This window comes from Pseudomonas sp. (assembly GCF_030683065.1).
Taxonomy (GTDB): domain Bacteria; phylum Pseudomonadota; class Gammaproteobacteria; order Pseudomonadales; family Pseudomonadaceae; genus Aquipseudomonas.
Genome location: NZ_JAUXMX010000014.1, coordinates 73,006 through 97,994, shown reverse-complemented (window position 1 = coordinate 97,994; position 24,989 = coordinate 73,006). Strand labels below are relative to the sequence as shown.

The 24,989-nt window shown below is 60.4% G+C and carries 18 protein-coding genes and 1 pseudogene; 15 read left to right on the top strand and 4 right to left on the bottom strand.

All coding sequences use genetic code 11. The features are described from left to right. From Q8K09_RS03565 to Q8K09_RS03530, 7 genes and pseudogenes are all read left to right on the top strand, one after another. Positions 1-133: pseudogene (locus Q8K09_RS03565) on the top strand (IS30 family transposase); the annotation flags it as partial. 676 nt (positions 134-809) lie between these two features. After that, on the top strand, positions 810-1,403 hold the full coding sequence (locus tag Q8K09_RS03555; RefSeq protein ID WP_305253650.1) for a TetR/AcrR family transcriptional regulator: 594 nt from the start codon (positions 810-812) through the stop codon (positions 1,401-1,403). A 109-nt stretch (positions 1,404-1,512) separates the two neighbouring features. Continuing rightward, the gene (locus Q8K09_RS03550; protein WP_305253649.1) at positions 1,513-2,547 is read left to right on the top strand and encodes an NADP-dependent oxidoreductase; all 1,035 of its coding nucleotides are present in this window, start codon (positions 1,513-1,515) and stop codon (positions 2,545-2,547) included. 438 nt (positions 2,548-2,985) lie between these two features. Beyond that, the gene (locus Q8K09_RS03545) at positions 2,986-3,447 is read left to right on the top strand and encodes a (2Fe-2S)-binding protein (protein WP_305253648.1); all 462 of its coding nucleotides are present in this window, start codon (positions 2,986-2,988) and stop codon (positions 3,445-3,447) included. A 1-nt stretch (position 3,448) separates the two neighbouring features. Further along, positions 3,449-5,641, top strand: a complete 2,193-nt coding sequence (locus tag Q8K09_RS03540; RefSeq protein ID WP_305253647.1) for a molybdopterin cofactor-binding domain-containing protein — start codon at positions 3,449-3,451, stop codon at positions 5,639-5,641. Between the two features lie 10 nt (positions 5,642-5,651). Next, on the top strand, positions 5,652-6,872 hold the full coding sequence (locus Q8K09_RS03535) for a cytochrome c (RefSeq protein WP_305253646.1): 1,221 nt from the start codon (positions 5,652-5,654) through the stop codon (positions 6,870-6,872). 13 nt (positions 6,873-6,885) lie between these two features. Continuing rightward, positions 6,886-8,085, top strand: coding sequence for an XdhC family protein (locus Q8K09_RS03530; RefSeq protein WP_305253645.1), 1,200 nt, complete (start codon positions 6,886-6,888; stop codon positions 8,083-8,085). A 266-nt stretch (positions 8,086-8,351) separates the two neighbouring features. Here Q8K09_RS03530 and Q8K09_RS03525 read toward each other — a convergent pair whose 3' ends face one another. Next, positions 8,352-8,951: a nucleotidyltransferase family protein gene (locus Q8K09_RS03525; protein WP_305253644.1), complete on the bottom strand. Its 600-nt coding sequence runs from the start codon at positions 8,949-8,951 to the stop codon at positions 8,352-8,354. A gap of 1,124 nt (positions 8,952-10,075) precedes the next feature. On the opposite strand from Q8K09_RS03525, the gene Q8K09_RS03520 reads away from it, so the two are divergent. The 7 genes from Q8K09_RS03520 to nahK all read left to right on the top strand — a co-directional run bounded on the left by Q8K09_RS03520 (position 10,076) and on the right by nahK (position 20,656). Next, entirely contained in the window at positions 10,076-10,906 is an 831-nt protein-coding gene (locus Q8K09_RS03520; protein WP_305253643.1) for an alpha/beta fold hydrolase, read from the top strand. Continuing rightward, positions 10,866-11,864, top strand: a complete 999-nt coding sequence (locus Q8K09_RS03515; protein WP_305253642.1) for a GGDEF domain-containing protein — start codon at positions 10,866-10,868, stop codon at positions 11,862-11,864. Before Q8K09_RS03520 ends, Q8K09_RS03515 begins: the two co-directional genes overlap by 41 nt. A 394-nt stretch (positions 11,865-12,258) precedes the next feature. Then, positions 12,259-14,775, top strand: coding sequence for a pyrroloquinoline quinone biosynthesis protein PqqF (pqqF, locus tag Q8K09_RS03510; RefSeq protein ID WP_305253641.1), 2,517 nt, complete (start codon positions 12,259-12,261; stop codon positions 14,773-14,775). 268 nt (positions 14,776-15,043) lie between these two features. After that, positions 15,044-16,222: a porin gene (locus Q8K09_RS03505; protein WP_305253640.1), complete on the top strand. Its 1,179-nt coding sequence runs from the start codon at positions 15,044-15,046 to the stop codon at positions 16,220-16,222. A gap of 188 nt (positions 16,223-16,410) precedes the next feature. Further along, positions 16,411-16,806, top strand: a complete 396-nt coding sequence (locus tag Q8K09_RS03500) for a hypothetical protein (protein WP_305253639.1) — start codon at positions 16,411-16,413, stop codon at positions 16,804-16,806. A 117-nt stretch (positions 16,807-16,923) separates the two neighbouring features. Next, positions 16,924-18,078 carry a nitric oxide-sensing protein NosP gene (gene nosP, locus Q8K09_RS03495; RefSeq protein WP_305253638.1) on the top strand — a complete coding sequence of 385 codons (1,155 nt, stop codon included), beginning with the start codon at positions 16,924-16,926 and terminating at the stop codon, positions 18,076-18,078. Beyond that, entirely contained in the window at positions 18,017-20,656 is a 2,640-nt protein-coding gene (nahK, locus tag Q8K09_RS03490; protein ID WP_305253637.1) for a hybrid sensor histidine kinase/response regulator NahK/ErcS', read from the top strand. Before nosP ends, nahK begins: the two co-directional genes overlap by 62 nt. A gap of 62 nt (positions 20,657-20,718) precedes the next feature. Here nahK and Q8K09_RS03485 read toward each other — a convergent pair whose 3' ends face one another. The 3 genes from Q8K09_RS03485 to phhA all read right to left on the bottom strand — a co-directional run bounded on the left by Q8K09_RS03485 (position 20,719) and on the right by phhA (position 23,162). Then, positions 20,719-21,915, bottom strand: a complete 1,197-nt coding sequence (locus tag Q8K09_RS03485; RefSeq protein WP_305253636.1) for an amino acid aminotransferase — start codon at positions 21,913-21,915, stop codon at positions 20,719-20,721. Beyond that, on the bottom strand, positions 21,912-22,268 hold the full coding sequence (locus Q8K09_RS03480; protein ID WP_305253652.1) for a 4a-hydroxytetrahydrobiopterin dehydratase: 357 nt from the start codon (positions 22,266-22,268) through the stop codon (positions 21,912-21,914). Before Q8K09_RS03480 ends, Q8K09_RS03485 begins: the two co-directional genes overlap by 4 nt. A 108-nt stretch (positions 22,269-22,376) precedes the next feature. After that, positions 22,377-23,162, bottom strand: coding sequence for a phenylalanine 4-monooxygenase (gene phhA, locus Q8K09_RS03475; protein WP_305253635.1), 786 nt, complete (start codon positions 23,160-23,162; stop codon positions 22,377-22,379). Positions 23,163-23,416: 254 nt separating this feature from the next. Between phhA and Q8K09_RS03470 the strand changes: the two genes are divergently transcribed. After that, positions 23,417-24,970, top strand: a complete 1,554-nt coding sequence (locus Q8K09_RS03470) for a sigma-54-dependent transcriptional regulator (RefSeq protein WP_305253634.1) — start codon at positions 23,417-23,419, stop codon at positions 24,968-24,970. The last annotated feature ends 19 nt before the right edge of the window (positions 24,971-24,989 follow it).

The window sequence follows — 24,989 nt, the reverse complement described above, 5'->3', positions numbered from 1 at the left end:
TGACTTCAGTGCACTGACGGTGGAAAGCGTGAATCGGGTTGTTGCGAAGATCAATTTACGACCACGCAAACGCTTGGGCTGGAAGACACCGTACGAAGTGTATGCAGGGGTGAGCGTTGCACTTATGAGTTGAATTCAGGGTGCATAACTTCCATTCTGAATTAAATGTGGCAAATAACAGGCCCGCATAGTGACGCCACCATCCCGACTGCAGGGGATGAGCACCTCCCGGCTTGCCCGCTGCACACAGGCGGGCGGTTGCAGGAGCTGAGTGCAACACGGCTATTGAATTGAGACTGGAGGATCATGCCGGATTGCCATGGTCTTTTTCATCACTTCCCCCATGGCTTTGATCGGGCATTTAAGGTCGGATCGTTTGCGCGGCCAAATCTGCTCTCTTGGGTAAGTACTGCCGCATTGATGTTGGCGTTTCTGTCGCGCTGTCAGGCGCGGTGCGGGACGCAGAAGCAGGTCGCCACCTCGGTTGGTATTTGAGATGGCTACGAGCAATAAAGTTGCTTATCTTTTGGAATACGACCAGTCTACTAGAGTGACGAGCTGAGTGCATTGACGTCATGGATGTTCCCTCCGAGTGCACTGAGGTCTGTATCTTGGGGCTTGCCTTCTGGCGCTAGAGAAGGGGGCTTTGAGGGATCCAGGGAACTTCAGGTCGGTGCTTTGCGTCCACTGCGGTGCGATGAAACCGCTGGACGCGGGTTAGGCGAACGCTGTTTGGACGCCAAGAGTGGCTCGAAATTCCGTCGGAAACCTGATATAGACGGCTGGTCTATTCTTGGTGCAGCAAGTCGATGAAATTACGTTACGAGGATACGCGTCAACATTTGCTCGATACGGGCCACCGAATGATGGTTATCAAGGGCTTCACGGGGGTCGGGCTGAACGAGATTTTGCAAGCAGCAAGCGTGCCGAAGGGCTCGTTCTATCATTACTTCAAATCCAAAGAGCAGTACGGCCAGTCTCTGCTCGAGGATTATTTTCGCAATTATTTAGCGAGCATGGACGAACACTTTGCCGCGACGCGGGGTACGGCTAGAGAACGTCTTATGGGCTACTGGCAAAAATGGCTTGATAGCTATTGTGGACCGTGCGATGAGCAGAAGTGCCTGGTGGTTAAGTTGAGTGCTGAGGTAGCGGACCTCTCTGAGTCCATGCGGCTCACGCTGCGCGATGGCGCAGAGCAGATCATTTTGCGCATCGCTGACTGCATTAAGCAGGGTCAGCATGATGGTTCCCTTCCGCAGAGCGATGCTTACCGCACGGCAACGGCCCTCTACCAGCTGTGGCTGGGGGCCAGCCTGCTTAGCAAGTTGCACCGTAATACTCGGTCGCTGGAAAGCGCCATGACCACGACCCAGATCATGCTGAACCCAGGCAACACCTGACGGCAGATTGCCCTCCTGAAGGAGGGCTTTTTTACCGGAAAAATAGTCGACTGGTCTATTTTTTGCGCCGAGACAATCTCTTCTTTAAACACCAGCCAGGAGCTTGCACATGTCCCAGTCAAAGCTAATCAATCAGCGCGTTGTTCTAGCCTCGCGCCCGCACGGCGCGCCTGCCGAGGCGAATTTTCGCATTGAGCAAAGCCCCATTCCTGAGCCTGCCGAGGGGCAGGTACTGCTCCGTACTGTCTACCTCTCACTTGACCCTTACATGCGTGGTCGTATGAGTGATGCGCCGTCGTATGCGCCTCCAGTCGAAGTGGGTGGGGTTATGGTGGGGGGGACTGTATGCCGTGTGCTGGTCTCAAAAAATCCCGCCTACAAGGTTGGTGACTGGGTGCTGTCCTTTGCTGGCTGGCAGAGCCACGCGCTGTCCGATGGCAGCGACCTGACCGCGTTGGGTGAGTCGCCGGCACACCCTTCTTATGCCTTGGGCATCTTTGGCATGCCGGGCTTCACCGCTTACATGGGCCTGCTGGATATTGGCCGGCCGCAGGCGGGTGAAACCCTGGTGGTAGCGGCTGCCACCGGTCCGGTCGGCGCGACTGTCGGGCAAATCGGCAAGATCAAGGGCTGCCATGTGGTCGGTGTCGCCGGCGGTGCGGAAAAATGCCGGCATGCGGTCGAGGTGCTGGGTTTTGATGCTTGCCTCGATCACCGTGCGCCGGACTTCGCCGAGCAACTGGCCAAGGCCTGCCCGGCGGGTATCGACATCTACTTTGAGAGTGTCGGCGGCAAGGTCTTCGATGCGGTGCTGCCGCTGCTCAATACCAAGGCTCGAGTGCCGGTCTGCGGCATTATCGCGCACTACAACGATACCGAGTTACCCAGCGGGCCAGATCGTTTGCCAGTCTTGATGGGGAGCATTCTGCGTAAGCGTATTAAGGTGCAGGGTTTCATTATTTTTGATGATTACGGCCACCGCTACGACGAGTTCTTTAACGACATTTCGAGCTGGTTTGCGCAAGGCCGGATTAAATACCGTGAAGAATTGGTGAGTGGTCTGGAAGAAGCGCCTAAGGCCTTTATCGGCCTGCTAGAGGGACGCAATTTTGGCAAGTTAGTGGTTCGCGTCAGTGAAGACTGACTGCCTGCTGTTGGTATAACCGTGGTTATTGCTCTACCAGCTCAAGCTCCTTGCTGGTAGGGCTTTTTTATTTAAAAAATTCAGGTCGCAACATTACAGGCATGCACGCAGGGGTTTTTATGCATGCACTCAGTAAGCGCTCGCATCAAATAAACGCCATGTTCTGGCGTGCAGTGGTTGGCTGGGGCTTTACCCAACACGCTTGTTGGCGCTGAGTGTATTAGCTCCGTTAACCCGTGATCTGCGTTTCCCGCTGATGATATTGGTGCCTGTCTCCCAGCTGATCTCCTTTCCACTGGCAGTGGTGGCTGGTTGCCCGTTTGAGGCGGATTAATTCGTGAGGGCATGAAGCTTTTAGTCTGCCTCACGTAGCGCACCCACATGATCAAAGCGATAACCAAGGTTGTCAGCATTAACACTTTAGGCAGAGGAAATAGCATGCAAACGTTAATCATCAACGGACAGTCGCAGCAGGTTGACGTCGCACCCGATATGCCTCTGCTGTGGGTCTTGCGCGATGTGCTGGGCCTGACCGGAACCAAGTATGGCTGTGGCATTGCCCAATGTGGCGTGTGCACCGTGCACCTCGATGGCCAGCCGATCCGTTCGTGTGTGACGCCGATTTCAGCTGTGGCGGGGCGCTCGATCACCACCATTGAGGCCATCGGTGAGACAGCCGTGGGCCAAGCCGTGCAGCAGGCCTGGCTGGCGCACGAGGTGGTGCAATGCGGCTACTGCCAGTCAGGGCAGATCATGGCCGCCACGGCGCTGCTGCAGAGCCAGCCGAAGCCCGATGATCAGGCGATTGATGCCGCCATGGCGGGCAATCTGTGCCGCTGCGCCACCTACACCCGGATTCGCACGGCCATTCACAGTGTTGGCCAGGTTGAGGAGGCGTGAGATGAAAAAGCCAAAAGTAATGACCGTTGATATGTCCCGTCGCCGTCTCTTGCAGGGCAGCGGTATCGCCCTCGGCGGCTTGGTGTTGAGCACCTGGTTACCACCGCTGGCGGCCAAGAGTGCCGCCGCTGATGCGGCTGCTGCAGGCCGGCTGGGCGACCGTTCCGCGGAGGGCTTCGGGGCCTTTGTGCGGGTGGGCCCCGATGGCGTGGTCACGGTGATCTCGCCGAAGATTGAAATGGGGCAGGGCGCGCACACCGGTATTGCCATGATGGTCGCGGAGGAGCTGGAAGTGCCCCTGGATCAGGTGGTAATCGAGGAGGCGCCACCGAACTCGGCGCTGTATACCGACACCCTGCTGCAGTTTCAGGCCACCGGTGGCTCGACGTCTACTCGTTACACCTGGGAGCCGCTGCGTCGGGCGGGCGCTACGGCGCGCATCCTGTTGATCCAGGCAGCTGCTCTGCAATGGCGCGTCGCGCCAAGCCTGTGCCATGCGCAGAACGGCCAGGTGTTTGGCCCCAATGGCCTGCAGGCTGCCTATGGCGATTTGGTCGAGGCGGCTGCGACGCTGCCATTGCCAGACACGGTGCCGCTGAAAACCCCGGAGCAGTTCAAGTTGCTGGGCACCCCCGCGCAGCGCCTGGACACGCCGGCGAAGGTCAACGGCAAGGCGCGCTTTACCATCGACCTGCAAATCCCCGGCATGCTGGTGGCCTCCAGCATCACCTGCCCGGTGCATGGCGGACGGCTACTCACAGTGGATGACAGTCAGGCACGGCGGGTGCCTGGGGTGCGCGACATCGTGCGCCTGGACAATGCTGTGGCCGTCACCGCGAGCAACTTCTGGGCCTGTCAGCAGGCCATCAAGGCGCTGAAGATCGAGTGGGACTTGGGGCCGCATGCCGCTATCGGTTCCAAGCAGTTGGACCAAGAGCTGCTCGCGGCCAGTAGCCGTGATGGCGTTGTCGCCAAGCGCACCGGCGACATTGAGCAAGCCAAGCAGCAATCGGCCAGCCAGTTCGAGGCGGTTTACGAGCAGGCGCTGTTGTCGCATTCGCCGCTTGAACCCATGAGCTGTGTGGCCCATGTGCGTAAAGATGCCTGCGAGCTGTGGGTTGGTACCCAGGTGCCGGTCTTCGCCCAACAGACGGCTGCCCAAATCACTGGGTTGCCCGTGGAAAAAATCCAGGTGCACAACCAGCTGATCGGCGGTGCATTTGGCCGGCGTCTGGAGTTCGACTTCATCACCCAGGCGGTGGCCATTGCGCGGCAGGTTGATTACCCGATCAAACTGATCTGGAGCCGTGAAGAGGACATGACCCACGACCTCTACCGGCCGCTGTACGCCGACCGTATGCAGGCCGCGCTCGACGCGAAGGGGCGTCCGCTGGGCTGGGAACACCGCATTGCTGGCGGCTCTATTCTCGCTCGCTACGCCGGTAGCTTGCCGGCCAACGGCGTGGATGCCGATGCTGTGGAAGTGGCGGTGGACCCTCTCTACAGCCTGCCGCATTTGCAGGTTCGCTATATCCGCCAGGAGCCGAATGTTGTCCCCGTGTCCTGGTGGCGAGGCGTGGGCCCGCTGCGCGGCACTTATGCCCTGGAATGTTTTATTGATGAGCTGGCGCACAACGCCAAGGCCGACCCGGTGGCCTACCGCCTGGAGCTGATGGCAGACCAGCCACGTGCCCAGGCGGTGCTGCGCCTGCTGGCCGAGAAGTGTGACTGGAACCAGCCGTTGCCAGCAGGGCAGGGGCGCGGCGTAGCGGTCAGTGCGGTGTTCGGCAGCTATGTGGCAACCCTGGTTGAATTGGAGATGCAGGGCGACTTAGGCATGCGCATCAAGCGCCTGGTCAGTGTGGTGGATTGCGGTTTTGCGACTAACCCGACCTCGGTTAAGGCGCAGATCGAGGGCGGTACCTTGTTCGGCCTGTCCGCCTCGCTGTTCAACGAAATCCTGATCGACAACGGCCAGGTGCAGCAGACCAACTTCCACAACTATCGGCAGCTGCGCATCAGTGAAGCCCCGGCGGTGGAGGTGCACCTGCTGCCTAGCCTGGAAGCGCCGGGTGGCGTAGGTGAGGCCGGTACTGCGTTGATCGGCCCGGCCCTGGTTAATGCCTTGTACGCGGCCTCCGGTCAACGTATCCGTCGCCTGCCGCTGAGCCGCTTCGGCTACTACCCGGTTTAAGGAGTTACTGATGAAATTACTAAACAACCTACTGACGCTCGCCAGCGCTGCTCTGCTGGCGCAAGCGGCCTATGCGCAAGACGACTTGCTCGCTAAGGGCGAATACCTCACGCGCGCCGCCAACTGCGTGGCTTGCCATACCGTGCCTGGCGGTCAACCTTTCGCCGGTGGTGTTGAGTTCAAGCTGCCGTTTGGCTCGCTGTTCTCGTCCAACATCACCCCGGATATGCAAACCGGTATCGGCGCGTGGACGGATGACGAGTTCGTCAGCGCGCTGCAAACCGGCGTGGGCCGAGATGGCAAACACTACTACCCGGCGTTTCCCTATACCTCCTACAGCAAGATGTCGCGCGATGACATTCTGGCGATCAAGGGCTACCTGGCCAGCCTGGAACCTGTCGAACAGGCACCGCGGGAAAACCACATCAGCTTCCCGTTTAACCAGCGCTGGGGCATGGCGTTGTGGAATCTTCTGTTCCTTGATGACGAGCCGTTTCAGGCGGACAGCCAGCACTCCGATGAGTGGAATCGCGGTAAATACCTGGTCGAAGGGCCGGGCCACTGCGGCGAGTGCCATACACCGCGCAACCTGTTTCAGGCAGCCAGCAGCGATCGCTCGTTGGCCGGTAACGTGCTTCAGGGCTGGAATGCGTACAACATTAGCGCCGACCCCGTTTATGGCGTGGGTGCCTGGCCTACGGACGTACTGGCCAACTACTTGAAAGACGGTGCCGCGCCAGGTTTGGGCATGTCTGCCGGGCCTATGGCGGATGTGGTGGAGCACAGCTTGCGCCATCTGACCGACGCCGACCGCCACGCGATAGCCGTCTTCCTCAAAGACTCCCCGGCGCGCAGCGAAGGTGTGGCCCGTCCGCAGCTGGCCTCGCTGGCGGAGCAGGGCAGCGGCAATGCGCTCGGTAATAAGCTGTTCGCCGAAGCGTGCGCCAGTTGCCACCGCTGGGATGGCACTGGCAGCCAGAGTCCAACGGCCATGCTGCTGGGCCTGAAGACGGTCAACGACCCTGCCGCCAGTAACTTGCTGGGTATTCTGTTGAGTGGCCATGGTACCGCCGACGCCCCAGTGGATCGGCGTATGCCGTCGTTCGGCACCATTTACACCGATCAAGAGTTGGCCGCGCTGAGCAGCTTTATGTTGCAGCGTTTTGGCGAGAGTGGTGCGCAGGTCTCGGTGCCGGCCGTTGCCAAGCGCCGGACCGAGTCCCTGCATTGAGTGGAGGTGCCGCATGTCAGGCCTGAACACATTGCTGGAGGCGCTCCTGCTTGAGCGCGAGGCTGGCCGCGAGGCGGTGCTGGCGACCGTGGTCAAGGTCGAAGGCTCGGCGTATCGGCGGCCCGGCGCGCGCATGCTGGTGTCGCGCTTTGGCCGGCCCGAGGGCACCATCAGTGGTGGCTGCCTGGAGGCGGAAGTGGCGAAAAAGGCCTGGTGGCTGACCGAAGCCGGACCGGCGCTGCGCAGCTACAGCACCGCCGAAGAGGATGAGGCCAGCGAGGAAGCGCTGAGCTTCGGCTTGGGCTGCAACGGCAAGGTTCACGTGCTGTTCGAGCGCCTGCCAGCCAGCGGCCCTTGCACCTTGGTCGATGCGTTGATTGGCGTGCGTGACAGCCAGCAACCGGCGGCCATCGCCACGGTGATTGCCAGCCCGGGCGCTGCTTCGCCACGCTTGGGCGAGCGCTTGTACTTGGTGCCTGGGCAGGACGCCGAGGGCGAGCTGCTGCGCTCGGGGCTGGCTGAACAGATCAGCGCAGACTTGCACCAGACCTTGGTGCGCGGCAAGTCATCCCGCTGTCTCTATCCACATGGCGCGGACGAGGTGGAGGTGCTTCTGGAATACCTGCCAGCTGTGCGACGGCTGGTGATCTTCGGTGCGGGCCATGATGCCCAGCCACTGGTGCGCATGGCCAAGCTGTTGGGCTGGCATGTGACGGTGGTCGACGGCCGGGCGCATTTTGCCCGAGCCGAGCGCTTTGTTAAGGCGGATCAGGTGCTGGTCGGCGATGTTGAGCAGCCTTTCGCCTACCGCGAGCTGGTGCGCGGAGCCGCGGTGGCGGTGATGACTCACAGCCTGGTGCAAGATGCGCATTGGCTACAGGGCGCGTTACACAGTGAACCCTGCTATGTCGGCCAGTTAGGCCCGCGCGAGCGCACCGAGCGCCTGTTGGCCGGCATTCACGAGCAGCAGGGTGAGCTGCCGGGGCTGGCGAATTTGCACTATCCGATTGGCCTGGACCTGGGCGGCGATACCCCGGAGAGCGTGGCCATGGCGGTGCTGGCGGAAATTCAGGCGGTGCTCAACGGTCGCAGTGGCGGCAGCCTGCGTTTGCGCACTGCGAGCATCCACGACAGCGATCCGCTGCGGATCGCTGTCGTGGCGCAAACTGCTGTTGCTGCAGAGGCCTGTCGGCGGCTTGCCGTGCAGCGCTGACAACTGAATTAACCGAGGAATCCATCTGCATGAATCAACCCATACGTGTTGTCGCGGTGCTAACTGGCGAGTCAGCCGTTGGCTTCGATGCTGACATGGCCGGGTGATCGTTGATCGACAGGGTCGGTGTTTGCGCACACTTCGCCTGAGCTTCACCGCCGCGTGCAGCATGCACTTGCTGGGTGGCCGATGGCCGCAGCTGACAGGCTTGCTCAGCCGTGCGCCGACGGATAAACAAGACGCCATCTTTACTGGCAGCGCCCTGATTATGAAATCGGTGGGTGGTTAAGATCCTCAGGCTTGTCGACGTCCCGCAGAATGCCGCTGTCAATAAGCGTCACTGCAATCACCTGCTGCGCATGGGCGGCGATCAAAGCCTTGGCCCCATTCTCCCCTTGCAGTTGCATCAGCTCCGGCCAGAAACGCCGGCCGAATAACACCGGGTGGCCGCGCTGACCCTCGCAGTAAGCCACGACGATATGTTCAGCGTGGGCTTGCGCACGCAGTTGCCGCAGGGTCGCGAGAGAAATCCATGGCATATCCCCGAGCAGCACCGCCACCGCAGTGGCCTGCGTGTTTGCCAGGCTCTGGATGCCGGCAGCCAGGCTTGAGCCCATGCCCTGTTTGGCGTCGACCGCACGTATCAGCTGAACGCCGGGTGGAATAGCCAAGGCCTGCGCATCATCCCCAGCCTTTAACACGACCCGAACATCGCTGAAGGCTTCTCGTGCGCGCAATACCGTTGCGCGCAGCAAGCTGTTGCCATCTGCCAGCTGGGCGCGGCGTTTATCGCTGCCGAAGCGTTGCCCGGCGCCGGCGGCGAGTACCAGGCCGATACACTCAGGGTTGCGGTGCGGTTCTGTCATGTTGAAATAATCCTATGCTGCCGAACCGTGGACCAAGGGGTTATGAGCTCTTTGCTGGCTAGTGGGCATTTGAGGCCGTTTTTCGCGTGAAAATCCCTACTCTGTGCCTCCGGCGTCGCCTGCTGGATGGTTATCAACTCAGCGTGTTTGGCTAAGGGCATTTCAAATGCTTTTGCACCTTTTGTGATTGGACGCACTCCAGTGAGACGTGCGCAAACGGGTGCCATGGTGGTGTTACAAACTGAGTAGAAATTGTGCATGAAGGTTGTAGGCGCCACTGATAACAATGGAGTTGCGCCAGTCCATCATGGGGGCGACAGAAAACCTTCTGTTGGGCTCAGGCGCTGGGGTTACTGGCTATAAGCTGGATTTGAATAAGTTTTCTGCATCGATCATGTGCCACTGTTTCCGCTTTTTTGCGTGCTTCTGAATAGGCGTTGCTGCGTGTAGCAAACTAATTTGATCGAAGAATAGATTTATCGGCGCGCTCGCTGCCCGTAAGCGCGAGCCTGCACGCAATGCCGCGCACTTCAGACTCATGCAGCAGACTGCGGAAGTTTATCAGGAACGCCAGGTGTTCGATCGTAAGGCCAGCGCGGGAGCCTGGGTGAGCGGTGCGTGACTGGGTAGGTGTTCCGGATGTTATCGCCAAAGCAAATCGCATCGGCGTGATGGCTCGGGCGTTGGCCAGAGTACTGCCCGGATGAATACGAAGTGTTCATGCCGCTCGGGTAAACCAACCATGTCAGACCCGCCGCGATTTCGGCCAGTTGGCTACGCCCGCGCATCCCAAACCAATAACTGGCTGAGTAGGGCGCTTGGCGAATGTACGTTGCAGGCAGTTGCCAAGTACTGGGTGACGCGGTGCTTTGCGTCGCGCGGCCGTGGCTATGCCTGATGCTCGGTGGATGTTGCGCAAGTGGGCGCAGTAACCAAAAACACCGTGAAGAGCGCCCGAGCCCCTTCGATGTATCAAACCTGTGGGGTTGAAAATACTGGTTCTATGCCCGACATCCCTTAGATTTCCAACGCTATACTGGCGAAAAAATTGCTGACCGATCTTGATGAGTATCCGCAGGTCTGTCCGTGGTTTATCGAAACGCTGTGCATGAGGTAGTGCCTAAGTGGATGTTATCCAGCGCAACAACGTTCAGCAGTTATGGCACGCGGATCAAGATGCGCCGGTTTTGCTCTACGCCCATGGATTTGGCTGCAACCAGGAAATGTGGAAGCTTCTCACGCCTGCGTTCTCTTCGAGCCATCGACAGGTGTTATTTGACTACGTCGGTAGCGGCAACTCGGATGTCAGTGCATTCAACCCGGAGCGCTATTGCTCGCTGCGCGGTTATGCGCAGGACTTGATCGATGTTTGCGACGCCTTGGCTCTCACGCGAGATGTAGTATTTGTAGGGCACTCGGTCAGTTGCAGTATCGGTATCCTTGCGGCGATACAGCGCCCCGAACTGTTTTCTCGAATGATTCTGATAGGACCTTCGCCGTGTTTTCTCAATGATCCGCCTGGCTATCTGGGTGGCTTCGAAAGAGTTGATCTTGAAGGTTTACTTGCCCTCATGGATCAAAACTATATCGGTTGGGCGCAGTATTTCGCGCCGGTAGTCGCCGGTTTGGCACTTGATCAGCCGCTTACCTCAGAGTTGTCCAGCAGCTTCTGCTCCACTGACCCGGTCATGGCGCGACTCTTTGCTGAGGTCACGTTCTTTTCTGACATTCGTGACGATTTACAGCACTGCACTACGCCAAGCCTGATCCTGCAACACGGCAGAGATGCCCTGGCGCCTTTGTCTGTTGGGGAGTACCTGCAGCAGCAGTTGAGCAACAGTCATCTGGGCGTCCTGGATGTCACCGGTCATTGCGCCCACATGAGTCACCCTACTCTGGTGGCAGTGGCCATGCATGATTACCTGTCAGAGTGCGGCAACCTTGTTCTATCTTGAACGCCTGCCTTGCCCTGTGCTGGTGACGGATTGCAGCGGCTATGTCCTGCACAGCAATCTTGAATTTATCAATCTGCTGGGGCCAGGGGATGGTGACACCATGGATTGCTACTTCCCCCCAGCCAGTCGCATCTTTTTGCATACTCACGCTTGGCCTTTGCTGCTCAATAATGGTGAGTTCAGTGAAATTTATATGCAGCTACTCGCCGCTGACCGACAGTCCATACCGGTTATGGCCAATGCGCGGGTAAGTGATGCAAATGGCGAGCGCGTGGTGGTCTGGTTGTTTTTCGTGGCCAAGGAACGCCAGCGTTTTGAGGCCGAACTACTCAAGGCCCGGCAACAGGCTCAGGACACTGCCGCAAAACTAGCCAAGGTCAATATTGAGCTTCAGCATGCCAATGCGCAGCTCGCTGAGTATGCCGCAGACGTTAAAGTTGAAGCTGAGCAACTTACTCAATTGAGCCACACTGATCCGCTAACTGCGCTGGGCAATCGACGGGCACTGTCGTTACACGTCGAGCAGTGGATTAACTCCGCAACAGATCAGTCTGTTGGCAGCCTGCTGCTTATCGATATCGATTTCTTCAAGCAGGTGAATGATCGCTTCGGTCATGGTGAAGGTGATCGGGTGCTCTGCGAATTAGCCCGGCAGTTGCAGGGCAGCGTGCGTGCTCAAGATACCGTTGTGCGCTATGGCGGTGAAGAGTTCGCTGTCTGGCTGCCTTATTCAGACCGTCAAGGTGCTGAGCTGACCGCACGGCGTGTGCATGATCACGTTGCACGAGTGCAGGTGGTCTGCGAACAGATTACGGTGAGCATCGGCATTACCAGCTTCGCGCTTCAGGGGCAGGAGGCTGCGCGGTTCCTTGAGCGCTTGCTCAGTGAGGCAGACACTGCACTCTACGAAGCCAAACACCGTGGGCGTAATCGCACGGTTTGTTTCGCCGACCTCTAACGATACCCTGGTGTCAGGCGCGCAGTAATGGGCTTATCCGAAAAGTCGACCTGGCAATATCAGGCCTGTCGCGACTGGAAGCAGCGTTCGGGCCCTTCACATGGCTAGGTACCTGGTAACTGTTGCTAGGCTCACGCTGCCTGAGCAGCACAGCGGCCAAGCCCAGCCGGCAGTGGCCCATGCCAGCCTGACAGGCAGGGTTGATCTGATTTGGACCGCGGCAACCAAGCAAGGCTGATAAAGCTCCGGATATTGGCTATCTGCTCAGCCGTCAGCGTGGCCCGGTAATTGGTTTGGCCTTTGGGCAGTGGTGGTTACATCCAAAGCACTATTGCCCTTGCCGTGCCGGGTGGTCGATGCTGAGGCGCCGATACCTGTAAAAACGAGCCTTGTCATGCCAGTCACCTGTAACGTGCCGCACACTGAGGTTGCCCAGCCCGAGTCTCGGCTGTTGGCCAACGGGCTGCAGGTGAGCATGCTCAGTCTGCCGGGTACGGCCAAGGCGGCGATCAGCGTGCGGGTCGCTGCCGGCAGCCATGACGAACCGACGTACTACCCCGGCATGGCGCATTTTCTCGAACACATGCTGTTTCTCGGCAGCAGCGGTTATGCCGTTGAGCAGAGTCTGATGGCGTTTGTGCAGGGCTGCGGCGGCCAGGTCAATGCTTCGACTCAGGCGCGCCACACCGATTATTTCTGCGAGGTGCCAGCGGATCGACTCGATGAGGCGTTGGCCCGCTTGCTTGATATGCTGATCAATCCGTTATTGGATGAGGCGGCGCAGTTGCGCGAGCGTGAGGTGGTGCATGCCGAGTTTCTCGCTCGCGGCCAGGACCCTGACACCCTGGTGGCTGTGGCGCTGGCACAGGCACTTCCGGCCGGGCACCGTTTTGCGGCGTTCCAGGCTGGTAACCGCGACACGCTGGCCGTCGAACACGTTGCATTCCAGCAGGCGCTGCGGGGTTTTCACCAGCGTTTCTACCAGGCCGCACAATTGTCGCTGATAGTGGCTGGCCCACAGTCACTCGATGAGCTGGCGGCACTGGCCCAGCAGCGCTGCGCTGCGCTGCCGGGTCGGCAAAGGCAACAGCAGGCGCCTGCGGCAGCGTTATTACCGCTGAGCGTCCAGCAGTTGCACATGACCCTGCCCGGTGGTGGTGCATCCCTGCACGTTGGCTTCGCCCTCGAGTGCGCCGCCCCCGTGGATTTTCTGCAGACCTGGCTGCGCTCCGAGGCGCCGGGCGGCTTGCTCGCCGGTTTGCGCGAGGCCGGCCTGTGCCAGGGGGTGCAGGTAGGCGTGGTGTATCGCTACGCCGATCAGGCCATGTTGCTGTTGAGCTGTGTGGGTGTCGATCAGGCGCCTGCTGCCCATGCTGCGATTGTGGCCGCGGTATTGGACTGGCTGGAGTTCTTTGCGGGTGCTGATCCGAGTGGGCTTTTGCACGAGCGCTATCGGGCTGCCCAGAATTTTCGTTTGCGCAGCTTGCAGCCGTTGGCATTGGCCCGTCATTGGCAGGACTGCCTGGCGGATGAAGGCGTGGGCGGGGTAGGGCAGGCGGCGATTGCGCTGTTGCTTGAGCAGATGCGGGACGCTCGGCGCCTGATCATGCTATTCGGTAGCGACCAACCGATGCCCCATTGGCCGGCCCCCGGTTTTACCTTGCAGATGCAGGAGGCGGTGCCGGTTAATGCGCCGCCTCGCTCTTGGGCGTGGCAATTGCCGCCGGTAAATTGGTTTCTTGATCCTGACGGCGCCGCAATGCCTGCTCTTGGCATCGCGACAGGTGTGCGTTGGTTGCCCGCGTCGGCCTCCGGCGGACAAGGCGTGCTCTACTGGCGCTGCTGGTTGGCCGAGCGGATCCACCCCGCCGAGTTGCAGGCGCTGTTGACGGTGGCGTTGCGCAGGCTTGCGGCTGACGCTGCAGAGGTTGGCGTCGCTTTGCAGTTAGCCGTCCGTGATGATGGCTGGCAGTTGTCACTGCAGGGCGCTGCTGGCTTGTTGCCGATGGTCTTGCAGCGGGTGCTTGCAGCGTTGCTATGCCCTGAGCCGAGTGCTTGGCAGCAAGCGCCGCATGAGGCGCGACAGGCTGCCATTCAGGTGCAAGCCGAGATGCCGTTACGCCTGTTGCTCAGGCGCTTGCCCGAGGTGTTCGCGCCGCCCAGCGGCGACTGCGCCACGCTGAACCCGCAACGCCTGCATGAGTGCTACCGGCAGGCGCGGTTCGATGGTTTGGGCGTGGGGATTGCTCCAGACGGGCAGGCCGGGGTCGAGCGATTGTTCCGTTCGGTCACGCCGTTGCGCGTGCCCGAGGCGCCGCCAATGGTCTCTGTCGGGCGATACTGGCAAGATGCGGCCATCGACTGCAGTGACTCGGCGTTGCTGCTGTTCTGCCCGTTGCCTGCCACGGATGCAGTGACCGAGGCCGCCTGGCGCCTGCTGGCACAGTCCTGCCAGAGCGCGTTTTTTCAGCGTCTGCGTAGCGAATTGCAACTGGGCTATGCGCTGTTTTGCGGGTTCCGCCAGGTGCAGGCGCAGCGCGGCATTCTATTTGCCGTGCAGTCGCCGCATGCGACGGCCGAGCAAGTCCTCGGCCATATCGAGACCTTTCTCCAGCTCCAGGGCGAGCGCCTGACGGTGCTCGATGAGCAGGCGCTGGTACGCATGATCGCTGAGTTGCGCCGCCAGGCGCTGGCCCAGGCCAGCGACCTGCGGGAGTTTGCCGAGCAACACTGGCAAGCGCACCTGGCCGGTTTGCCTGCACAGCATGAGGTGGCTGTATTGCACGCTCTGGCCGCGCTGGAACGGCCACAGTTGCTGGCCGCTCACCGTCAATTGAGTCAGGCCCAAGGTAGTTGGCGGGTGCTGGCCACTGCCGCTACGCCGCCATCGGGTTGGTCATCGGCAAGCTGATCGGCTGCCCGACTTCCGCCTTATATTTCTTCGTCTCCGCTATGCCGCCAGTCGGGTGGAGGGGCGCTGTGCGCGTTGCAATAAAGGCCTACGACCTTTGGCTTGCTCCGTGCATTGGCCAGGTCTTACACCTTATTGAGCGCGCCGCTGCGCCCGGCCAAAGCAGCAGGCAAGCAGCGCCATAGCAGCGTATGGCTGGGCGCCATGCTTTTCGATAATCGCCTCCGAACCGACTGACCGATGGTCGTCACCCCAAGCGGAGAGCGTTATGAACAACAAGAAGATCGCCAACACCCGATTCCTGCCTCTGGCTCTGACTGCCGCCGTCGCACTGGCAACAGCCCAGCAAGCGGCCGCTGAAATCGTCCTGTATGACCAGGACGACACCACGTTCTCCACCGATGGCTATATCAATGCCTTCTATGTGAACAGCGATGTCGATCGCGAAGGCGACACGTTTGACCGCCGTCAGTCGCGGGTGAAGATGGGCTTTCTGCCGAACTGGATCGGCTTTAACTTCGGCAAGCAAGTCGATGACCTGAAACTCGGCGCGCGTTCGTCGTTCTGGGTCACCATCAACGACAGCGAACAGAACGGCACCGATACTGCCATCGACGTGCGCCAGTTCTACGGCACCGTGGGTAGCGAGTGGGGCGAAGTGCTGGTGGGTAAGGATTTCGGCCTGTTCGCCCGTTCCAACATCTTCCTCGACGAGCTGTTGTCCGGTTATGGCCAGGTCAGCGATACGCTCGGTCTGGTCGACTTCGGCGGCGTGTCCTTCGGCAACATCGGCAGCGGTTACCCGTACCCGTTCCCTACCGCGCAGATCACTTACCGCAGTCCGAAAATGAATGGTTTGCGGGTGGCCGCCGGGATCATGGACCCCTACGACTCCAACCAGATCGACGGTGACGGCAAGGCCTACCAGGAAAGCCCACGCTTCGAAACCGAGATCACTTATGAGTTCGAAGTAGGCGGCGCGAAGATCTACTCCTGGATCAACGCTGCTCAGCAGACTTCGGACAACACCGACTCCGCCGTCGATTCGGTTACCTCCAAGGGCCTTGGCTACGGCGTCCAGGCCAAGATGGGCGGTTTCTCGGTAACCGGTTCGGGCTTCCAGGCTGAGGGCATGAACCCCTTCTATACCAACAATGCCGGTGAGGCCACGTTGCGCGAAGTGGACAGCGACGGTTACCTGTTGCAGACCTCCTACAGCTTCGGCAAGAACCGTGTCGCGTTGTCCTACGGCAAGACCGAGGACGATGGCAACGGCCTGGGCACCAAGGCCGACTATGAGACCCGTGGCATCGCCTACTTCCGCACCATCAACGACAACCTCAAGCTGGTGGCCGAATACAACCAGTTCGAGATCGACGCCGCCACCGGCAGCGGTCTGAACGAAGACACCGACACCTTCGCTGTCGGTGCCGTATTTAACTGGTAACCATGGGCTGAAACAACCGGGCAGGGCAAACCTGTCCGGTTTTTCTATGGAGGCGGGTATGCCCTACGACCTGGATCTGTTGCTCATACTGCTGCCGGTAACCGGCTTGTTCCTCGCCCTACCGATTGTGCTGATGCGCTGCCTCTGAGTGCAGCTTACTTACCCAATGCCCATGAAAGGATGCACCGATGCTGGGAATATGGAGTGATTCGGCGGCTGATTACCTGCTGATTCTGACCGTCGCGACCACACTGGTCTTTGCTTTACCGATCTTTCTCGTTCCGCTGGCCTGGGCTCGGTTGATGGGGTGGCGGATACCCACGCACACTGATCTGGCGGTGTATTTCGGCCGCTGCCTGGGTGCGTTCATCCTGATCCTCGAAGCCATGATGCTGCGCGCGGCCTTGACTGGTGAGGCCATTCATACGGTTTTTGAACTGCTCGCCGCTACGGCGCTGATGATGATCGTGGTGCATGTATATGGCGCCTTGCGGCGTATCCAGCCTCTCAGCGAAACGCTGGAGATCGGCTTCTATGCCGGATTATTCCTGTTGACGTTACTGTTCTGGCCGTTGTCCGTCTGATGCAGTTGTATACCGCTACTTAGGGAGTAGGCCGACGCGACTCAAGTTGCATGGGGCGCAAGCCTGGAGCTTCGTAGAATAATTCCATGGAAGGTGGGATTTTTATTGGGGCAAGCTATGCAGCAGGAACGGACTGAAGGCGTCGTCACCGCTACCTCAAGTGCCACGGATGTGGAACTGGTGGCGCAGGAGTTGGCGCGTCAGCTGATTCATCCGCACCTGGGCTTTGTGTTGTTCTTCTGTTCTGCGGAATACGATCTGGAACACCTCGGCGATGCATTGGATCAGTACTTCGGCGGGATCAATCTGATTGGCTGTACCAGCGCTGGCGAGATCACCGCGCATGGCTATGGTCGTGGCTGCGTCAGTGCGGTGGGCTTCGATCACCGCAGCTTCTCGATTTCCAGCGCACTGATCGACGAGATGGAGCGTTTCAGCCTGATCGACGCCCAGCAGTTGGTCGAGCGTTTGGCCAAGGATTGCCGCAACAACGAACTGGCCTCGATCAAGGGCCACAGCTTCGCCCTGACCCTGCTCGATGGTTTATCCAGTCGCGAGGAAGTGGTGCTCGGTGCGCTTAGCGCGGCGTTTGGCAGCATTCCGCACTTCGGCGGTTCGGCGGGTGACGACAACCACCTGACCCACACCCATGTTTACTACGGCGGCAAGTTCCATACGGGCGCGGCGGTGGTGGTGCTGTTTAATACCTGGCTGGACTTCGAAGTGTTCAGCACCCATCACATCGAGCCTTGCGCTGAGAAGTTGGTGGTCACCCGAGCCGACAGCGCCAGCCGCCGGGTGTATGAGCTGAATGCGGCGCCGGCCGCGCAGGAATACGCCGAGTTGATCGGCGTGCCGCTGCAAGACCTGGATCACCGGGTGTTCGCCGCCAATCCTCTGGCTGTGCGCATCAGCGATCAGTACTACGTGCGCTCGATTCAGCGGGTCAATGAAGACCTCAGTTTGAGTTTTTATTGCGCGGTGGAGAACGGCATCGTCCTCACCGCTATGCGTCCCGGTCCATTATTGCCCAATCTGGAAAACCTGTTCGAGGGGCTGCGCGAGCGCCTCGGGCCCTTGCTGCTGACTATTGGCTGCGATTGTTTTCTGCGCCGCCTGGAAATCGAGGATGGCGATGGCGTCGAGCCAGTCTCGGCCTTTCTGCGTAGCCAGCAAGTTATAGGTTTCAATACCTACGGGGAGCAGTTCAATGGTATGCACATCAACCAGACCTTCACCGGAGTCGCCATTGGCCGTCCCGGTCGAGGCTGATGTCGCCGAGCTGCAAGCCCGTTGCGCGGCGCTGGAAAAGGATAACCACAAGCTCAAACGGATCAATACCGCACTGATCGAGCGGGTCGAGTCGGTTCATGCGCGCGGTGACGATGCTTACGCGGCCTTTCAGCACTCGGTGGTGCTCGCCGAACAGGTGCGTGAACGTACCGATGCGCTGAACCAGGCGATGGCCGAGCTGAAGTCCAGCAACCAATTACTCAGCGATGCACGGCTGCGTGCAGAAACCGCCCACCAGCATCTGATCGATGCCATCGAAAGCATTTCCGACGCCTTCGTGCTGTTCGACAGCGAGCAGCGCATCGTGCTGTTCAACAGCCGCTTCAAATCGTTCTGGGCCCATAGCCGTGCACGTATTAACGCGGGCACCCGGCTGACCGAGATCAAACGCCTGAGCAAAAGCACCGGTCTGGTGGTGGAGGAACAGCGCGGCAAAGACGGCGAGCACATGCTCTATCGCCTGCGCGACGGCCGTTGGGTGCAGGTCAGCGAGCGACCGACCCGTGAGGGCGGCCTGGTGATCCTGTATACCGATATTACCGAGGTCAAACAGAACGAAACCCTGCGCCGCGAACAGGCCCTGGCGCAGAAGTCACGGCTGCTGCAGCGCGCCATGGACAACCTGTCGCAAGGCATGGCCATGGTCAATGCCGAGGGCCAGCTGGAGTTGTGGAATCACCGTTTTCTTGATCTCTGCGGCCTGGCACCGATCAACGCCCATCGGCCCTTCGCCGAGGTAATGGCCGACAGCGAGTTGCAACTGCTGACCCCCGATAGCTGCGATGCCAGCGGCAAAGCCATTGAGGAGCTGGAGCTGCGCCTGTTTGACGGACGCATGCTTGAGGTGCGCACCCATCCACTGCCTACCGGCGGCTTCGTCAACACCTTTACCGACATCACCGAGCGTTACCGACACGCCGAAGCACTCAGTGAAAGCGAGCGCTGGATTCGCCTGATCACCGACCACGTGCCGGCGCTGATTGCCTACCTGAATGCCGACCTGATCTATGATTTCACTAACAAGGTCTACGAGGAATGGTACTGCTGGCCGCGTGGCGCGATGCTCGGCCAAAGCCTGCGAACGGTGCACAACGAAGAACATTGCCGGCGCCTGGAACCCTATATTGAGCGGGCCTTGTCCGGCGAAAGTGTGACTTTCGAGGTGGCCGAGACCAACCATAATGGGCAGGAGCGCTACATGTTGCGCTCCTACGTGCCCAACCGTCAGGCCAGCGGCGAGGTGCTCGGCATCTTTGTGCTGATTCGCGACATTACCGAGCGCCGGCGTACCGCCGAGGCGTTGCACCAGGCCTATCAGCACCTGGAACAGCGGGTGCGCGAACGCACCGCCGAACTCACCGACCTAAACGCCCAGTTGCGCTGCGAAATCGACGAGCGCACGCACATGGAGGCCCGTCTGCGCGAAGCCAAGGGCGAGGCCGAGCAGGCCAACTTGTCGAAAACCAAATTCCTCGCGGCAGTCAGCCACGACCTGTTGCAACCCTTGAACGCCGCACGGCTGTTCACCAGCGCACTGCTGGAAAAGCGCGACCTGGTCGAAAGCGCTGCCCTGGTGCGCAACGTCAGCAACTCGCTGGAGGACGTGGAAAGCTTGCTCGGCACCTTGGTGGATATCTCCAAGCTGGATGCCGGGGTAATCAAACCGGATATCGCCCCGTTCGCGGTCAGTGAGCTGCTCGAAAACCTCGCCGCCGAATACCATCAGATTGCCGGCAGCGAGGGCCTGCGCCTGGACTTCGTGGCCAGTTCGGCGCTGGTGCGCAGCGATATCCAGTTGCTCGCGCGAATTTTGCGTAACCTGCTGAGCAATGCCATTCGTTACACCACCAGCGGACGCATCCTGCTCGGTTGCCGCCGGCACCGGCAGAGTCTGTCGATCGAGGTGTGGGACACTGGTATTGGTATCGCTGAAGACAAACTCGGCGAGGTGTTTCAGGAGTTCAAACGTGGCGACGTTACGCACCGCAAGCAGGATCGCGGCCTCGGTTTGGGTCTGGCCATCGTCGACAAGATCGCGCGCATGCTGGGCCATCGTATCCGCGTGTCTTCGCAACTGGGCAAGGGTTCGATGTTTGCCATTGAAGTCCCCTTGACCGCTCTCGCACCGCGCGCGCGGGTGGTGCATGAGGCGTCTGATCTGCTGCTCGAACGCCTCAGCGGATCGCGGATCTGGGTGCTGGATAACGATGCGGCAATCTGCGCCGGTATGCGTACCCTGCTGGAGGCCTGGGGTTGCCAGGTGGTCACCGCGCTTTCCGAAGAAGACCTGGCGCGCCAAGTCGACAACTATCACGCCGATGCCGACCTGTTGATCGCCGATTACCACCTCGACGACGGGCACAACGGTGTCGACGCCGTGGCCCTGATCAACGCCCGGCGCAGCACGCCGCTGCCGGCGCTGATGATCACCGCCAACTACAGCAACGAACTCAAACAGCAGATGCGCGAGCTTGGCCACACCCTGATGCACAAGCCGGTACGACCGATGAAGCTGAAAACAGCCATGAGTCATTTGCTGGAAAAGAGTCGCAGTTAAATAGCCCTGCGCGTGTGCCGTGCATGTACTCAGGGCAAGACCCAGACCCTTGCGGGGCGCTGCTAGGCGCAAACCTGAGCGATAACATCGGCCAGTTGATCCAGGCGATTGGCGTCCAGTCCGGCGACATTGGCCCGGCCGGAGCCAACCATGTACACGCTGTATTGCTCGCGCAGACGCTGCACCTGCTGAGGCGACAAACCGGTGTAGGAGAACATCCCGCGTTGTTCGGCAATATGCGCGAAGCGCTCGGCCAGGCCATAAGGCTGCAGGGCCTCAACCAGCCCCAGGCGCAGCCCTGCGACCCGTTGGCGCATAGCCCCCAGTTCATCGCTCCACAGCGTTCTGAGTTCGTTGTCGTCGAGAATAGCGGCGACCACCGCAGCGCCGTGTGCCGGCGGCGTCGACCAGAGGTTGCGGGCGATGGAGGCCAGTTGGCTGCGCACATCCAGGAGTTTTTCCGCGTCGCGGGTGCAGGCAATCAGGGCGCCGGTGCGCTCGCGGTAGAGGCCGAAGTTCTTCGAACAGGAACTGGTGATCAACAGTTCGGGCAGTTCGGCGGCAAACAGGCGCACGGCCCAGGCATCCTGTTCAAGCCCGTCGCCGAAGCCCTGGTAGGCAAAATCGATCAGCGGCAGCAGTTCGCGCGCCTTGACCACGTCGAGCACGCGCCGCCAATCGTCCTCAGTCAGGTCGAAACCGGTGGGGTTATGGCAGCAGGCGTGCAGCAGCACCACGTCGCCGTGGGGAAGGTGGCTGAGCGCGGCGATCATCGCCTCGACGTTGAGCCGATTGTCGGCACCCACATAGGGGTAATGGCCAACGCGCAGCCCGGCCTCGGCAAAGATGGTTTCATGAATCGGCCAGGTCGGGTCGCTCAGCCAGATGCCCCGGCCCGGCAGGCAGTGGCCAATAAAGTCTGCGGCCAGACGCAGGGCCCCGGTGCCGCCAGGGGTCTGGCTGGCCGCCGCGCGCTGCTCGGCGAGCAAGGGGCTGGCGGCGCCCAGCACCAGGCTGGCCAGGTGGCTGCAAAACAAGGCATCGCCGTGGCCACCGATATAGCTTTTAGTGGTTTCGCGGTCTACCAGGCGCTGCTCGGCCAGCTTCACCGCGCGCAGGATTGGCGTCAGGCCCTGAGCGTCCTTGTACACGCCGACGCCCAGGTCGAGCTTGGCCGGGTTGCGGTCGCTGCGATAGGCCTCCATCAGGCCCAGTATCGGGTCACCGGGAACGCGGGCAATCTGGGCGAAATGGCTCACTTACGGCCCTCGGCAGCAGCGGCGAGCTCATCGGTACGCGCAGCCATGATGAAGTCATTACGGTGCAGGCCACGCATTTCGTGGCTCCACCAGGTGACCGTGACCTTGCCCCATTCGGTGACCAGGGCAGGGTGGTGACCGACTTCCTCGGCGATGGCGCCGACCGCGTTGGTGAAGGACAGGGCATGACGGAAGTTCTTGAACAGGAACACCCGTTCCAGCTCCATGTGGTCGTCACGCACCTCGATGTTCCAGTCGGGGATCTCGCGGAGCAACTCGGCCAACTCCTCGTCCGAGACTTTCGGGGCGTCGGCGCTGCAGGCTTCGCATTGGGCTTGGGCAAGGGTCATCAGGTTTCTCCAGGGTTCGGTGGTGAGACGTAGGATGGGTTGAGCGCAGCGATACCCATCAAACCGGGAAATGATGGGTATCGCGATGCTCAACCCATCCTACAAAAGTTGTCAGGCGGCTTTCGGCGGAAACTTCGGCGTGTGCAGGCCCATCTGCATGGCCTGATGGACCATGCCCATGATGTCCTGATGCGCCAGTTCGAACAAATGCTTGAGCTCCGGCAGGACGAAGTACAGCGGTTGCAGGATGTCGATGCGGTAAGGCGTACGCATGGCCTCGGTCGGATCGAATGGCAGGTGCTCGGGCTGCCCGGACAGGCTGTAGACGGTTTCCTTTGGCGAAGAGAGGATGCCACCGCCATAGATCCGGCGGCCCTGGTTGGTGTCGACCAATCCGAATTCGATGGTCAGCCAGTAAAGACGCGCGAGGTAAACACGCTGTTCTTTCGTGGCCTTGAGACCGAGTTTGCCATAGGTGTGGGTGAACTCGGCGAACCAGGGGTTGGTCAGCAGCGGGCAGTGACCGAAGATCTCGTGAAAGATGTCCGGCTCCTGCAGGTAGTCGAGCTCCTCGGGGCGGCGGATAAACGTGGCCACTGGGAATTGCTGGCTGGCCAGCAGTTCGAAAAAGGTCTGGAAGGGGATCAGCGCCGGTACCCGGGTGACGCGCCAGCCGGTGGCAGCGTGGAGCACCCGATTCACTTCATCGAGTTGCGGGATACGCTCATGGGGCAGTCCGAGTTGCTCGATACCGTCCAGGTACTCCTGGCAGGCGCGTCCTTCGATTACCTTGAGTTGCCGGGTGATCAGGGTGTTCCACACCTGATGCTCGGCTTCGCCGTAGTGGATAAAACCGCTTTCATCCGGTTGCCGAGCCACATACTGCGTACTCATCATTGCTGCCTCCTGCTGGGGCCATTGTTATTGTGTTGGACTATGAATACCTCAGGTTGTGCCGTTGCGCGGCCGTGAATCCGGCGGTGAACGGGGTCAATAGCATGTATTTCGTAAAGAAAAGGTTACATTATCTGTCATCGCTGCCAGTTATCGCCTTGATGCCGGGCTAATCCGTCACATATTCTTGACGAACAATAAGGCGAACTCGTCGATTCCCGATGCGCTGCCATCAGAAAATATGCTCAGGGTCTGCCATGCGTATCAAGATTCACTGTCAAAACCGGATCGGCATTCTGCGCGACATCCTCAACCTGCTGGTTGACTACGGTATCAACGTTGCCCGTGGCGAGGTCGGCGGTGAGCAAGGCAACGCCATCTATATGCTGTGTCCAAACCTGATCAATCTGCAGCTCCAGGCCCTGCGGCCGAAGCTGGAGGCGATCCCGGGTGTGTTTGGGGTCAAGCGCGTCGGCCTGATGCCCAGCGAGCGCCGTCATCTGGAGCTGAACGCCTTGCTTGGCGCTCTGGAGTTTCCGGTGCTGTCGATCGATATGGGCGGCTCGATAGTGGCGGCCAACCGCGCCGCCGCGCAGTTGCTCGGCGTACGCGTCGACGAGGTGCCGGGGATTCCACTGTCGCGGTACGCCGAAGATTTCGATTTGCCGGAGTTGGTGCGCGCCAACAAGTCACGGATCAACGGTCTGCGGGTGAAAGTGAAGGGCGATGTGTTCCTCGCCGACATCGCCCCGCTGCAGACCGAACACGACGAGAGCGATGCGCTGGCCGGCGCAGTACTCACCTTGCACCGCGCCGACCGGGTCGGTGAGCGTATCTATCATGTGCGCAAGCAGGAGCTGCGCGGCTTCGACAGCATCTTCCAGAGTTCCAAGGTGATGGCCGCGGTGGTGCGCGAGGCGCGGCGTATGGCGCCGCTGGACGCGCCACTGCTGATCGAGGGTGAGACCGGCACCGGCAAGGAGCTGCTGGCGCGCGCCTGCCACCTGGCCAGTCCGCGCGGCCAGTCGCCCTTTATGGCGCTCAATTGTGCGGGGCTGCCGGAATCCATGGCTGAGACCGAGTTGTTCGGCTACGGCCCCGGCGCCTTCGAAGGTGCGCGCCCTGAAGGCAAGCTCGGGCTTCTGGAGTTGACGGCCGGCGGCACCCTGTTCCTCGATGGTGTCGGCGAGATGAGCCCACGCCTGCAGGCCAAGCTGCTGCGCTTTCTCCAGGACGGCTGCTTCCGCAGAGTCGGCAGTGATGAGGAGGTGTACCTGGATGTGCGGGTGATCTGCGCGACCCAGGTCGACCTGTCCGAACTGTGCGCCAAGGGCGAGTTCCGTCAGGACCTCTATCACCGCCTCAATGTGCTGTCCCTGCATATCCCGCCGCTGCGTGAATGCCTGGACGGGCTGGCGCCGCTGGTCGATCACTTCCTCGATTCGGCCAGCCGACAGATCGGCTGCCCGCTGCCCAAGCTGGCCACCCAGGTGCTGGACAAACTTGGCCACTATCACTGGCCGGGCAATGTGCGTCAGTTGGAAAACGTCCTGTTTCAGGCTGTATCGCTGTGCGAAGGCGGTACGGTAAAGCTCGAGCATATCCGTCTGCCAGACTACGGCGCCCCGCAGCCGTTGGGCGCGTTTTCGGTAGAAGGCGGGCTGGATGAGATTCTTGGGCGTTTCGAGAAAGCCGTGCTGGAGCGCCTGTATCACGATCATCCGAGCAGCCGGCAACTGGGCAAGCGGCTGGGGGTGTCGCATACCACTATCGCCAACAAGCTACGCCAGCATGGGTTGGGCAAGGAGTAACGAGTACCGCGCCGCTGCT

Bases quoted from the DNA above. Each gene is read 5' to 3' on its own strand.
- Q8K09_RS03555 (WP_305253650.1), top strand. From the start codon at position 810: ATGAAATTACGTTACGAGGATACGCGTCAACATTTGCTCGATACGGGC.
- Q8K09_RS03550 (WP_305253649.1), top strand. From the start codon at position 1,513: ATGTCCCAGTCAAAGCTAATCAATCAGCGCGTTGTTCTAGCCTCGCGC.
- Q8K09_RS03545 (WP_305253648.1), top strand. From the start codon at position 2,986: ATGCAAACGTTAATCATCAACGGACAGTCGCAGCAGGTTGACGTCGCA.
- Q8K09_RS03540 (WP_305253647.1), top strand. From the start codon at position 3,449: ATGAAAAAGCCAAAAGTAATGACCGTTGATATGTCCCGTCGCCGTCTC.
- Q8K09_RS03535 (WP_305253646.1), top strand. From the start codon at position 5,652: ATGAAATTACTAAACAACCTACTGACGCTCGCCAGCGCTGCTCTGCTG.
- Q8K09_RS03530 (WP_305253645.1), top strand. From the start codon at position 6,886: ATGTCAGGCCTGAACACATTGCTGGAGGCGCTCCTGCTTGAGCGCGAG.
- Q8K09_RS03525 (WP_305253644.1), bottom strand. From the start codon at position 8,951: ATGACAGAACCGCACCGCAACCCTGAGTGTATCGGCCTGGTACTCGCC.
- Q8K09_RS03515 (WP_305253642.1), top strand. From the start codon at position 10,866: ATGATTACCTGTCAGAGTGCGGCAACCTTGTTCTATCTTGAACGCCTG.
- pqqF (WP_305253641.1), top strand. From the start codon at position 12,259: ATGCCAGTCACCTGTAACGTGCCGCACACTGAGGTTGCCCAGCCCGAG.
- Q8K09_RS03505 (WP_305253640.1), top strand. From the start codon at position 15,044: ATGAACAACAAGAAGATCGCCAACACCCGATTCCTGCCTCTGGCTCTG.
- Q8K09_RS03500 (WP_305253639.1), top strand. From the start codon at position 16,411: ATGCTGGGAATATGGAGTGATTCGGCGGCTGATTACCTGCTGATTCTG.
- nosP (WP_305253638.1), top strand. From the start codon at position 16,924: ATGCAGCAGGAACGGACTGAAGGCGTCGTCACCGCTACCTCAAGTGCC.
- nahK (WP_305253637.1), top strand. From the start codon at position 18,017: ATGGTATGCACATCAACCAGACCTTCACCGGAGTCGCCATTGGCCGTC.
- phhA (WP_305253635.1), bottom strand. From the start codon at position 23,162: ATGATGAGTACGCAGTATGTGGCTCGGCAACCGGATGAAAGCGGTTTT.
- Q8K09_RS03470 (WP_305253634.1), top strand. From the start codon at position 23,417: ATGCGTATCAAGATTCACTGTCAAAACCGGATCGGCATTCTGCGCGAC.